Genomic DNA, 13,155 nt, shown 5'->3' with positions numbered 1-13,155 from the left:
TTCCTGTAATGATCTCATTAATAAATGATAAAACCTAAAGACTATGTTTAAAATAACAATAAAAATAGCCAAGTTTTATTTCACAATTGTGATTTTATTGCTCTATATTTATCTGTGTTATCTCATGGCAATGATCTGTCTACAATACTTTCCGTGGCAAGATGATCAAAATTTTCTTTTATTAAAACAGGATGTGGTCAATACTCAACCTTGGCAATTTGCATTTAAAATCCATGTTATCACCAGTAGTTTTATCTTGATTGCAGGATTTACACAATTTTTCCGTATTTTTCGAACTAAATTTCCTAGACTACATCGTAGCAGTGGTTGGCTTTATATCATCACTATTTTAGCTTTTGCCCTACCTAGTGGATTTATCCTTGCTCTTTCAGCAGCAGGCGGTTTAAGCACACAAATTAGTTTTGTTTTACTCAGTGTTTTGTGGGGAATTTCAACCGTATCGGCACTCTATTTTGCATTGAAAGAAAAATGGATTTTACACCGTGATTGGATGATCCGTAGCTTTGCGTTAAGTCTTTCAGCCTTAAGTTTAAGATCATGGAAAATGCTTCTCTATGAACTGCAACCCTATTTTGAATGGCTAACACCGATTCACATTTACCAGCTTGAATCATGGCTAGGTTGGGTAATTAATTTATGTCTTGCAGAAATTATTATTTGGAAACTGCACCATTCAAAAATGCGCCATTCAACACCAAATATCAGCCAATAAAAAACCCAAATAAATTCAGGTTTTTATACATCAATTTCGACTGTTGAGTTATAGCATTCAAATATTAAGACGCAACATTGTATTTATTTAAATCTAGATCTTTCAGTTGATTTTTCAACTCTTGCAAAGACCATGGCCAAGCAGCAAAGTTACGACCATTCTGATCTAAATAATAAGACTTGCAACCACCCGCATTAAATACTGTAGTCTTCAAATGCTTTTGTACTTTAATATTATGCATTGTAATGACATCTTTTTTAATGTCAAAACGTTTGATTTTCTGATCACGCATTTTCAGTAAACCACTGACAATGTAATCAATTTGTGCTTCTGCAATACCAATAAATGAATCATAAACCAAAATATTTGGACCCAATACCAAAAAGGCATTAGGTACATTTTCAAGACTTGCTCCTAAAAATGCCTCAGGTGAAGTATCTTTCCAACGGTCTGCAAGGACTTTGCCATCGGCATCATAAACACGCTTACCAATGGGTGGATGTGACACCTCAAAACCAGTTCCAAGAATAATCACATCGACTTCATGGCATTCACCATTGGCAGAAATGACGGTATTGCCATCTATTTCAACTAAACCATGTGGCACAAGTTTTACATTGTCTTGTTGCAAAGTTGGGTAATAATTATTTGCGAATAATAGACGCTTACAACCAATATCAAAATTCGGCGTAACGTCTTTACGTAATTTTGCATCTTTAATTTGCAAACGTAACAACTGACGACTCAACACATTAATCGGTTTTAATATTTTCGGATTACGCAAGCCAAAGTTAACACCATTTAAAATTTGGACAATACTTTTACGCCATGTTTCCTGAATAACAGGATATTTTCCAATTAAACCTTTCGCTTTGTCACTCAAGTCCATATCTGCTTTTGGCAACACCCAAGGAGCAGTACGTTGAAATACAATTAATTCTTTTGCCAAAGGCTGAACTTGAGGAATAAACTGAATTGCAGATGCACCCGTACCAATCACAGCAATACGCTTGCCCTTCAGGTCAGCGTCATGATTCCAGCGCGCAGAATGGAACATTTCCCCCTTAAAGGACTCAATACCTTTAATTTTTGGCATCGATGGTTCTGTAATTGGACCTGTCGTAAACACGACAGTTTTTGCTTGATATAGACCTTTTGAGGTTTCTAGATTCCAAATGTGATTGGCTTTATCCCACTTTGCACTTAGCAACTCATTATTAAATTCGATTTTTCCATCCAAATTAAATTTCGCTACGACCTCTTCTAAATAATCTAAAATTTCAGGTTGCTTGGCAAATAAGTGGCTCCACTTGTGGCTTGGTGAAAAAGAAAATGAATAAACCGCAGAAGGAACATCACAGCCACATCCTGGATAATTATTATCACGCCATGTACCACCAACGCGACTTGCTTTTTCCAGCACAATATAATCGTGATACTCTGCCTGATTCATTTTATAGGCAGCAGCAATACCCGAAATCCCTGCACCAATAACAATGGTGTCATACACATGAACAGGTTTTTCAGTTTTAGTCACAGGTACTTTTTCAGTTGTAACTTCAGATTTTTGTGTCGTTTCAGCTTTTTGTACAGTTTTCGCTATCGCTTCTACTGACTTTTCAGCTTTTGGCTCAACTTTTACTTCTGATTTTGCTACGACAGCTTCAGTCGCTTTTTCTATGGTCTTTTTCCGTGTTGGTTTTGGTTTATCTGTCGTGTTCTCTGCCAACAATACATCTTGTGTCGCTTCATTGCTCATGCTTTTTTACTCATATTCTATTCGTACAAAATACTTTTGTGGTTGTTTTAAATAATGACGTTATTTAAATATTCGTGCCATTATTCAATGTCTTATTTAAAATACTTATTAAACACAGGATATCCCACACCCAATGCTTTTGCATACAAACTTGGCGAAGCACGTTTCAACAGCCAGAACAGTTTTGCATCAGGTTGTGGAATGGTGTAAAGCTTGCCTGCATCCAAATTATTCAAGGTTTTAATTACAACTTGATCACTCGTTGTAAAAGCATGATTCATTAGTAAATCATCTGCTAAACCTGCATACTGCTTTGGTAGGCGACCATTTTTCATAATATTGGTTGGTACAAGTGTTGGACAAAGTACATTGACACTAATTTTATCTTTACGCAGTTCCGCAGACAGTGTTTCGGACAGCGCCAATACACTAGATTTGGTCACATTATAAGCCGTCATTTCAGGCGCAGCGGTATAACCTGCTGCCGAAGCAACGTTAATAATTGCACCATAACCTTGCTTTTTAAACTTTGGTACAAAGTAGTGACAACCATAAATAACACCCCAAAGATTGATGTTTACACACCATTGCCAATCTTCAAGAGAAACTTCATCAAACTTACCACCCAAGCCAACTCCCGCATTGTTAATAATTAAACTAACGGAATGTTTCAATAACTCTTCGGCGTGCTCAGATAAAGCTTGAACTTGAGCTTTATCAGTCACATCACATTGCACAGCAAATGCCTTTCCAGAAGTTTGTGACGTAATCAAACTGACTGTTTCTTTCGCAGCATCCAAGTTAATGTCTGAACAAACAACGCTTCCACCACGTTTTGCAAGTTCTAATGCAAAACTACGACCAATTCCACTACCTGCACCCGTTACAACAGCATACGCATTTTGACTTGGTAAACGCTTTTTTGAAAAAATACCCATATCTTCTAATCATCCATCTTTTTTATTTTAAGAACGTAGTGCAGGATAAAATTCTTTCGTCATATATGGCGTAAGAACACCTGTTTCAGGGTTCAATAATTTCTCTTTGTAATATGCCAAAAATTCACTTGTATCATGATCATTTGGGTGAAAATCAGGACGTAAATAATCAAAAATATGCCCCAATGTACTGCCATATACACCATCTTTTAAACCAAAAATCAGACGGAAGTTATATGGAATTTCTTTCCAATATTTTAGACTGACCAAATTTGATGGTTTACGATAAAACGGCACTAAAATAGATGCGGCAGAAATCAGCATTAAAATTGTAATTAAGGCAGGAAAGAATCCAGCAATACGTAATGCATAGTTATTTGACAAAGTTTGATAAACATCAAAAGCAATATCTTTATGCTCAGATTCTTCTAACATATGCCACATCCAAATCGCACGTTGCTTTTCATCTTGTGAACGAAAGAATATTTCTTCATGATTCATCATGTATTCAGCAAGTACCGCTGTAAAATGCTCAATCGCTGCCATAAGCGATAATTTCATCGGTTGTGGTAAACGCTCAAAGCCATACTCAAACACATAACCTGCTAGAAAACGAAATAATTTCACAGGCAAATCAAGCTCTAAAAAAGCGTCATTTAACTCTTCATGCATTTTGGAATGAATCGCTTCTTGACCAATCAGTGAAGTCACACGTTGTTTTAACAATGGGTCGGTAATGAAGTCACGGTGATAACGTGCTGTATCAATGACCAAGTCCTCGCCACGCGTTAAAAAAATAGACAATGATGCAAAATATGCACTTGCCAACTCAGCATTCATATAAAATTTTGGATCAAGCAATTTTGGATCAAAATCAAACTTCATATGGCGGATTGGAATAATCGGCGATTGTTTGTCCAAACTAAAAGGTGCTGCAGCAAAAGCTTTAGTAACAGCTTTCTTAATAGGCTTAGTAAATAACATGGCAAATACTCTTTATTTGTTGAATTTGGAAATCCATTTCACTATTTTAATGCAGCCAAATAGATCGCCTTTTGAGTAAAAAATCTACTTTGTTATAATAAAAATAAGCTAAGGTTTATGAAATACCATTAGCAATTTAGGTCAATACATTAGCAATTTATGCCTATTCAACCAAACTGTTAGACAATCGTCTTCTTACTTGCTCTTAATAACAATAATTGACCTCATTTGATAAATTTAAATACAGCTAATATTAAAAAGTTTGCTGAATTGACATTCCATGAAATTAGCTCAAATGTATTCGTCATTTAGCGACCAAGATAATCTGAATGACTTTTTTTGATACAAACATGACTATAATTACAGCCTCAGTATTTTGGCAAAATAATCAAATCTACCTAATACAAAAATGCATATAAATGGTTTTCAGTATCCCTAAATGATAAAGCCCAAATTTTATATTTGGGCTTTATCATCACTTAAGTCAATTTAGGATAAACGTATTGGTGGAGTAAACTCTTTCACAAAAAAAGGAGTTAAAGTCCCTGTTTCAGGATCTAGCAATTCTTTTTTGTAATGCTCCAATAGTGTAGTTGTATCATGATCGTTAGGATGGAAATCTAGACGTAAATAATCAAATATATGTCCTAAGCTACTTCCAAAAACCCCATTTTTTAAACCGAATAATAAATCCCAACTCCCTTTAGCTTCTTTCCAAAAACTTGGGCTGACAGTATTTAATGGATGGCGTAAAAATGGAAGGAATAATGCACCCGCCCCTACACCTACACCCAATACAATTAATGCAATAAAAAAGCCTGCTACACGTAATGGGTAGTTTGCTGAAAGTACTTGATAAGTATCGTATGCGATATCTTTATGTTCAGACTCTTCAAGCATATGCCACATCCATAAACCACGCTGTTTATCATCAAGCGAGTTTGTAAATATTTCCTCGTTATTCATGGCATATTCCGCAAATACAGCAGTGAAATGTTCAATACCTGCCATCATAGACAATTTGAGTGGTTGTGGAAATTTCAGAAGCCCGTAATTAAATACTTGCTCTGCCAAAAATCGATACAATCGCACAGGCATATTGCGTGGAATTAAGGCATCATTAAATTCATCATGAACTTTTGAATGAATCGCTTCTTGACCAATTAAGCTAGTTAGACGTTGTTTAAGCACAGGGTCTTTAATCTGATCACGATGATGACGTGCAGTTTCAATAACCAACTCTTCACCATAGGTCAAAAATATCGACAATGCTGCAAAATACGCTGTCGCCCACTCCTTTTGCATGAAAAATTTAACATCAATTTCTTCGGATTTAAAATTGAAATTAAAGTGGCGAATGGGAATATCCGCCATGCGATCTTTTAAATCTGGAATCACTGTTGGAAATATTTTTGCGAATACTTTTTTGACTGGTTTGACTAACAACATAGGAGATTCTCTTTATTTTCGATAGGTCATGGATACTTGATTGCGCTAATGCCAAAACTCACACTTTCAGAAAAACCATGTTTCATTCCCCACAAAACTAAAACATCTCGTCTGAAATACCTTTAGCAATTTAGGTCAATTGATTAGCAATAAATGCCTTTTTTAGTTTGTCTAACAAATAAGTCTTTTTAAAATCATATTAAAAAACAATAGTCTTTTGTATGTGACCCATGAGAACAATGATTTTCACGCTACATTACTTGAATAGTACTTTAAATAATCGTTATGGTGATTCAGACGTTTTAAACGATAAAATAGAGATAAAAATGCAAATAAGTGAATCATGGATCGACCTAAATACAATCAATGCAAAACTTTATGTAAAAGTATGGCAACCTGAGCGATTTAAAAGTGATATACCCATTATCCTGCTCCATGATTCACTAGGTTCAGTACAACTTTGGCGAGATTTTCCTGAAGAACTGGCAAAGGTTACTGAACAAAAAGTAATTGCTTATGATCGATTAGGTTTTGGACAGTCTTCAATCCACACCAATACCTTAGCAGTAGACTTTGTTTCTACTGAAGCGACTGAGGCTTTTGCTGAAATTTTACAACAATTAAATATTCAAAATTTTATGATCATGGGGCATAGTGTCGGTGGTGGTATGGCAAGTTGTTGTGCAGCCTATTATCAAGAACGTTGCAAAGCATTAATCACCATGTCTGCACAATCTATGGTCGAAGAGCTCACACTTTCAGGCATTCGTGAAGCTAAGGAAATATTTAAACAAGATGGACAATTAGATCGCTTAAAAAAATATCATGGTGAAAAAGCACAATGGGTTTTAGATGCTTGGACTGAAACATGGCTATCTGAAGCATTTAAACATTGGACATTAGATGAATATTTACAAAAAATACAATGTCCAATGCTCGTCATTCACGGTGAACTTGATGAATATGGTTCTCTCAACCAACCACAACAATATATTAAAAATAGTCCCGCTCCCTCACAGTTATATATCATGGAAAATACCCATCACATGCCACATAAAGAAAAACCTGAAGAAGTGTTAGCTGTAGTTACTCAATTCCTAGAAAAATTGACTGATTTTACGCAACTCAATCACACAGCAAATGAGCAGGTTTAGAAATTGCATTTCAGAGACTGTCTAAAACGGACAGTTTCTCTATAATAAATGAATCTCTTGTACACTTTGACAATAACCATGTTGAACTTTGTTCTTCGTTACATGAAATGGCTTAATTTAGAAAATTTTAAATGGCGTAAACTCACGCTTGGCGAAATTCAAATTTGCCAAAGTGTATTTGCAAATTTAATTGATTACGATCAAGTAATTGTGATGAATCACCCATACCTACCATGGCAACCTGTTGGGATGTGTATGGCACCTGACGGTTGGATTTATCTCAAAGATCCTGACTATTGCGACGATTTTTCAACACAGCCTTTAATTGATCAAGCACTGTTTATCCATGAAATGGCACATATCTACCAACACCAACAAAAAATTAATGTTCTGTTCAAAGGTGCAATACTTCAATCGGCGCTGTATTTAAGCCTTGGGAAATACAATCCATATAAATATCAGTTAAAAACAAATAAACCTTACTCCGCTTATAATATTGAACAACAAGGTGATATTGCTCGAGATATTTTCCTTAAACGTATTGATAACATCATTTTATCAACCAAGACATCAAATTCATCTGTGGTCTAAATGCACAAATATTCATTACCTCAATTCATCTAACAAACTCGCGTAAAAGACCATCAAGCCCGTAAAAAAACTAACACTTACATAAATGTTCTATTTTCAAACATCACTGAATAAAATTTAGCATTTTTCTACAAAAAATCTTTATTTATAAATATAAAAATATTATAAATTCAGTGATATATTGGTTTCTAGCAGATTACTTGCAAGTTACTGATAGCATCTGTTTTTATTTTCGTTAGAATAGTCAAGGTCTGTAATTTTTACCTCGCAAGAAAATAAAGATTTACTGATTATTTTCTTGATTACTTATTGCACATTTTAATATTTTTTTGTATCTAAATACACATTGTTGAAAAAATAATTTCCATAAATATCATCAAATTGTGTATAAACCCTATTGGAATAGGACTAACTGTAAATGAAAAGCTTTAAAGTTGCTCTAGCGCAATTTTCACCGTATATCGGCAATATCGAATCTAATGTTCAACGCATGATTGAACAAGCCAATGCGGCAAAAGCACAAAATGCTGAACTGATTGTTTTTCCTGAATTATCAGTTCTTGGGTACCCCGCAGAGGATCTTCTGCTTCGCCCAAGTTTACACAAACGAACTCAGCAAGCCTTTGAACAACTTGCCACAGTAAAAGATATTGTGATGGTTTTTGGTTTTGTCAATCAAACCGAAGATGGTCAACGCCATAATGCTGCCGCTGTGATGAAAGATGGACAAGTTTTGGGTGTTTATAATAAACAAAACTTACCAAACTATAGCGTTTTTGATGAAAAACGTTATTTCACAGAAGGTCATCAACACCTTGTCTTTGAATACCTTGGGCACAAATTTGGTGTACTGATTTGTGAAGATGTTTGGTCACTACAAACAGCACAACAACTTGCACAACTCAATGTTGAAACAGTATTGGTACTCAACGCTTCTCCTTATGAAGTTGGTAAACCACAACATCGTATTGATACATTACAAGAATTAGCCAAGCAACTTAACTTGCACTTGGTTTATACCAACCAAGTTGGCGGTCAAGATGATCTAATTTTTGACGGCACAAGTTTTGTCATCAACAATTCAGGTGATGTTGCACTACGAGCGCCAAGTTTCCAAGAAAGTTTAAGCATTGCTGAATATCAAATTGAAAACAAAGCCTACAAACTTTCTGAAGCAGTTCCTGTACTTGGTACTATGGCAGAAATCTACCAAAGCCTTGTGATAGCAACACGTGATTATGTTCAACGCTCAGGCTTCCCTGGTGTAATCTTAGGTCTATCAGGGGGTATTGACTCTGCTTTGACCTTAGCCATTGCTGTTGATGCGATTGGTGCAGACAAAGTACAAGCCGTGATGATGCCTTATACCTATACCTCACAAATTAGCGTAGAAGATGCCACTGAGCAAGCAAAACGTATGGGTGTGACATTTGGTATTGCGGAAATTCATCCTATCGTAAATAGCTTTATGCAAACGCTGTTCCCATTCTTTGGTAATTCACCTGCCGATGCAACTGAAGAAAATCTTCAAGCACGTGCTCGCGGTACATTATTGATGGGCTTATCAAATAAATTTGGTAATTTAGTTCTATCTACAGGCAATAAATCTGAATTGGCTGTCGGGTATTGCACATTGTATGGCGATATGGTTGGTGGTTTTGCAGTTCTCAAAGATGTGTATAAAACCATTGTTTTTGAATTGGCAAAATACCGTAATACTGTCGGTGATACTATTGTCATTCCTGAGCGTGTGATTACTCGCCCACCATCTGCAGAACTACGTCCTGATCAAAAAGATCAAGATTCTCTACCTGCTTACGATGTACTCGATGCAATTTTGTATGCATACATTGAAGAAGATCAAAGCCAAGACGACATCATTGCCAAAGGTTTTGACAAAGATGTCGTTGAGAAAGTCATTCTTCTTGTTGATCGCAACGAACATAAACGTCGCCAAGGTGCAATTGGTCCACGTATTACTTCACGCGCATTTAGCCGTGAACGTCGCTACCCAATCGTCAATGGTTGGAAAGCTGGAGTATAAAGTCTATGGTAATGAGTAACTCCCCTTCTCCTACAGGTTTTACTCAGAACCTAGCACAGAATCTTGCTCAAGCACTTTTGCTTGAGCAAGTTCGTTTCATCAAACAACAACTCTTACAGCCTGAAAATAAAACATATATTCGAAATTTTATTTCTCAATCTTATCGCCATGCAGATCAAATTTTACTTAAAGATATTATTCAGCTTGAACAACTCAATGCTGTAGTTGAAAAGTATGCTTTTAAACTCAATTTAGGTGCTGACATTCTTGAGTTTATTGGTTTTGTCGCTCAAAAGACTCATAAATTTTCAGTCAACAGTCATACTATTTTGCATGACTTATTGTCCGATGAAAGTTTTGAATTATGGTTATTTAAAATTTTAGAATTAGAGCAACTCAAAGATTATATTCAAGACAATTTACAACATAACCCCCAAATTCAACATGTCAGCTTACAGCTTGCCAATCAAATTCTAGAAAGTAATACTCCTTGGCTCAATCAACTGCGCCAATACAATAGCAAACAAAGCAATATTGGAAGCAAAGTACTAAGCTTTATTCAGGATCAACAACAAAATATTGAACTAAAGCTCGAACAACAACTTGCAACTGCTATTCGCAAACAAGTCAGCCAAATCATTTTATTACCGTCTGAAGATTTAGCAGATATTGCAACCTATATTTGGGATGAAGTGAAACAACACTCGCTCAAAGAAATGCTTTCTCAAGTTGAGTCTATCGACTTTGAAGAGTTCTTTATTTTAGTTTATGAAACATGGAAAGAGCTACGCCAAACTGATTTCATGCAAGCCCTCATTTTGAATGTTGTTGCAGCATTTTATGAGTATTTTGGCGAATACAGCCTACAAGCGTTATTACATTCTGTTGGGTTAAATGAAAATGACCTTTTTATAGAAGCAGATCGCTTTATACCGTATTGCTTGGGTGCTCTCGATACACATAACCTTCTCGATGACATTATTCAATCACTGATTGCACCTTTCTATCACAATCAAGCGACGCAACAATTCATTGAAAACTATTTGTCTTCAAACAAATCTATTGAATAGTATTTAAAGTTTTTATTTTTTTAACAATAACCTATTTTAAAAATTTGAATCATGAATTTAATGATCAATGCCCAATAACATATACAAGATATATAAAAACAGGCAAATTTATTAAGAAAAACCCACCTATATCTTGCAATTATGGATACTTTGGAAGAATACGATGACGAACCGTCATTGATAGTTATGTTTGTTTAAGCACTGAACAATGCGAACGGATTCAATTAAAAACTTTACTCGCTGACCAAACGAACTGCTAAGTAAATTGAGTCTATCCGACCAATATTAAACAATATATTTAATTTTAAAATTAAAAATAATGCAAAAAAAAGACCATGCAGTGAGCATGGTCTATAAAAATGGTGGCTATGACGAGACTTGAACTTGTGACCCCCGCATTATGAGTGCGGTGCTCTAACCAACTGAGCTACATAGCCGTAAACTGTGGGCGCATTATCTGAATTTCTGCTCCATGCGTCAAGTCCTGTTTAAATACAATGATCATAGTTTAAACAACCAATAATCAAATGTTTAAAATTAATACATATTTACTCTAAAGACGATGCACAATAGTAAAATAATCCAACGAGATAATCTTATGCGTATTCAATATTTACTTATTGCCATGTTTATTCCAATGCTTGGTGCTTGTCAGCTCATTAGCCCCATTTTTGTCGATTACAATGGTGTACGTATGGATGTGGCAAAATGGATTAACAATCACCAACTCCTGAGTATGCAGCAAAAACGTAGTATGGCTCAACTCAGTAAAGCTCAGCAAAAATTAGTTCGTATTGATACGATTCCAGATGACCAAAAATTGAGTATTAGTAAAGAAAATTCAATTGCACTACATTGTGCTCATCTACATCTCAGTGCTAAACAAATAGATCAATTACAAAATCAAATTTTTGATGAACAAGAAAAAGAAAGAATCTTAAAAAAATATGAGCAAGAATTTCCGAAGATCAAACTTGATAGTTCAATGCTTCAATGTGAATAATTTTTTTAAAATATATTTTAAAATGAATCATAATTTTCATTAATAATTTTAAGTAACTCAAATTTCAGACAAAAAGAGACCACGTTATGAAACGTGGTCTATAAAAATGGTGGCTATGACGAGACTTGAACTTGTGACCCCCGCATTATGAGTGCGGTGCTCTAACCAACTGAGCTACATAGCCGTAAACTGTGCGCGCATTATGTATTTTCCTTGCATTAACGTCAAGTACTTCTGCGTCTAATTGATCAAAATTTGACGAAGTGAGCCGATAAGCCGGGTTCTGTCGAGAACGATCATTCCTCTAGGCGTACAATCACTCATACGCTCAAGCGACCTACCCGAATCCAGCACGGGCCGTGCCTCAGGATTCCTATTTGGTCTTGCTTCTGGTGGGGTTTACCTTGCCGTGAACTGTTACCAGACACGCGGTGCGCTCTTACCGCACCCTTTCACCCTTACCTTCCATTTCTCCGAAAAGAAACGATACGAAGGCGGTCTACTCTCTGCTGCACTTGCCGTCGGTTTACACCGCCCAGGCGTTACCTGGCACCCTGCCCTACGAAGCCCGGACTTTCCTCCCCTGTTTCAATCACGGAGATCTACACAGCAGCGATCGTCTGGCTCACTTCGGGGCGTATGCTACCAAATTTTTCACTTAATTGCTTGTGCTTTTTTGAGCAATTAACTTTTTATATTTATCCATTAACTCATCTTGGCTTTCCACATGATCAGGATCGTTCGGAATACAGTCGACAGGACAAAATAATGCACATTGCGGTTGATCAAAATGACCTACACATTCAGTACACAAATTTGGATGGATTTCATAAATCTCTGCGCCCATAAAAATCGCTTCATTTGGGCACACAGGTTCGCAGACATCGCAATTGATACATTCATCGGTAATGATTAAAGACACTTCACCAGCCTTGTTGATGTTTACGTGCAAAAGCTTCTACAACACAGGGTGGTACAAACTTATTTACATCACCCTTTAAACGAGCAATTTCACGTACCATCGTTGAAGAAATAAAAGAAAATTGTTCAGATGGTGTTAAAAACACCGTTTCAAAATGATGGTCTAATTGACGGTTCATATTTGCAAGCTGAAATTCATATTCAAAATCAGAAACCGCTCTCAAACCACGTAACACAGCTGTAGCATTTTGTTCACGAGCAAAATTAACCAACAGACCATCAAAGCCAACAAACTCAACATTAGGCAAATGTTTAAGTGATATTTTTGCCAAATTAACCCGCTCTTCTAAACTGAACACAGGATTTTTATGATGTCCAATGGCAATCGCCACAACAACTTCATCAAACATTCTTGCTGCACGGGCAACTAAATCAACATGACCATTGGTAATTGGATCAAATGTTCCTGGATAGATGACACGAGTTTTAGACATCCATTTGTACTCTGC

12 protein-coding genes, 2 tRNA genes and 1 other RNA gene are annotated in these 13,155 nt (G+C 36.0%); 6 read left to right on the top strand and 9 right to left on the bottom strand.

The window, feature by feature from the left end; translation table 11 throughout:
* Positions 1–124 precede the first annotated feature (124 nt).
* Positions 125–733 (top strand): DUF2306 domain-containing protein, encoded by a 609-nt coding sequence (locus tag ACK2M2_RS10515; RefSeq protein WP_419348180.1) that lies wholly within the window; start codon positions 125–127, stop codon positions 731–733.
* Between the two features lie 64 nt (positions 734–797).
* Here ACK2M2_RS10515 and ACK2M2_RS10510 read toward each other — a convergent pair whose 3' ends face one another.
* From ACK2M2_RS10510 to ACK2M2_RS10495, 4 genes are all read right to left on the bottom strand, one after another.
* Complete coding sequence (locus ACK2M2_RS10510; protein ID WP_419348178.1) at positions 798–2,492, bottom strand: flavin-containing monooxygenase; 1,695 nt, start codon at positions 2,490–2,492, stop codon at positions 798–800.
* 92 nt (positions 2,493–2,584) lie between these two features.
* Positions 2,585–3,430 (bottom strand): SDR family NAD(P)-dependent oxidoreductase, encoded by an 846-nt coding sequence (locus ACK2M2_RS10505; RefSeq protein ID WP_419348175.1) that lies wholly within the window; start codon positions 3,428–3,430, stop codon positions 2,585–2,587.
* A 27-nt stretch (positions 3,431–3,457) separates the two neighbouring features.
* On the bottom strand, positions 3,458–4,414 hold the full coding sequence (locus ACK2M2_RS10500; protein WP_419348172.1) for a metal-dependent hydrolase: 957 nt from the start codon (positions 4,412–4,414) through the stop codon (positions 3,458–3,460).
* A gap of 489 nt (positions 4,415–4,903) precedes the next feature.
* Positions 4,904–5,863, bottom strand: a complete 960-nt coding sequence (locus tag ACK2M2_RS10495) for a metal-dependent hydrolase (RefSeq protein WP_419348169.1) — start codon at positions 5,861–5,863, stop codon at positions 4,904–4,906.
* Between the two features lie 326 nt (positions 5,864–6,189).
* Between ACK2M2_RS10495 and ACK2M2_RS10490 the strand changes: the two genes are divergently transcribed.
* The 4 genes from ACK2M2_RS10490 to ACK2M2_RS10475 all read left to right on the top strand — a co-directional run bounded on the left by ACK2M2_RS10490 (position 6,190) and on the right by ACK2M2_RS10475 (position 10,722).
* Positions 6,190–7,017, top strand: a complete 828-nt coding sequence (locus ACK2M2_RS10490; protein ID WP_419348166.1) for an alpha/beta fold hydrolase — start codon at positions 6,190–6,192, stop codon at positions 7,015–7,017.
* 78 nt (positions 7,018–7,095) lie between these two features.
* Positions 7,096–7,608 (top strand): hypothetical protein, encoded by a 513-nt coding sequence (locus tag ACK2M2_RS10485; protein ID WP_409512080.1) that lies wholly within the window; start codon positions 7,096–7,098, stop codon positions 7,606–7,608.
* A gap of 418 nt (positions 7,609–8,026) precedes the next feature.
* Complete coding sequence (locus ACK2M2_RS10480) at positions 8,027–9,652, top strand: NAD+ synthase (RefSeq protein WP_419348164.1); 1,626 nt, start codon at positions 8,027–8,029, stop codon at positions 9,650–9,652.
* 11 nt (positions 9,653–9,663) lie between these two features.
* Complete coding sequence (locus ACK2M2_RS10475; protein ID WP_419348162.1) at positions 9,664–10,722, top strand: hypothetical protein; 1,059 nt, start codon at positions 9,664–9,666, stop codon at positions 10,720–10,722.
* 360 nt (positions 10,723–11,082) lie between these two features.
* Here ACK2M2_RS10475 and ACK2M2_RS10470 read toward each other — a convergent pair.
* A tRNA-Met gene (locus tag ACK2M2_RS10470) sits at positions 11,083–11,159 on the bottom strand.
* Between the two features lie 161 nt (positions 11,160–11,320).
* Here ACK2M2_RS10470 and ACK2M2_RS10465 point away from each other — a divergent pair.
* The gene (locus ACK2M2_RS10465) at positions 11,321–11,725 is read left to right on the top strand and encodes a hypothetical protein (protein ID WP_419348159.1); all 405 of its coding nucleotides are present in this window, start codon (positions 11,321–11,323) and stop codon (positions 11,723–11,725) included.
* A gap of 107 nt (positions 11,726–11,832) precedes the next feature.
* On the opposite strand, the gene ACK2M2_RS10460 is transcribed toward ACK2M2_RS10465, so the two are convergent.
* The 4 genes from ACK2M2_RS10460 to coaD form a co-directional block, all read right to left on the bottom strand.
* Positions 11,833–11,909: transfer RNA gene (locus ACK2M2_RS10460), tRNA-Met, on the bottom strand.
* 72 nt (positions 11,910–11,981) lie between these two features.
* Positions 11,982–12,357: RNase P RNA component class A (gene rnpB / locus ACK2M2_RS10455), an RNA gene on the bottom strand.
* Between the two features lie 26 nt (positions 12,358–12,383).
* Entirely contained in the window at positions 12,384–12,647 is a 264-nt protein-coding gene (locus ACK2M2_RS10450) for a YfhL family 4Fe-4S dicluster ferredoxin (protein WP_409512076.1), read from the bottom strand.
* A 1-nt stretch (position 12,648) separates the two neighbouring features.
* Positions 12,649–13,140: a pantetheine-phosphate adenylyltransferase gene (gene coaD / locus ACK2M2_RS10445; protein WP_409512075.1), complete on the bottom strand. Its 492-nt coding sequence runs from the start codon at positions 13,138–13,140 to the stop codon at positions 12,649–12,651.
* Between the last annotated feature and the right edge of the window lie 15 nt (positions 13,141–13,155).

It is taken from the genome of Acinetobacter sp. TY1, assembly GCF_048551395.1.
Taxonomy (GTDB): Bacteria; Pseudomonadota; Gammaproteobacteria; order Pseudomonadales; family Moraxellaceae; genus Acinetobacter.
This window is presented reverse-complemented; position numbering and strand designations above follow the sequence as displayed.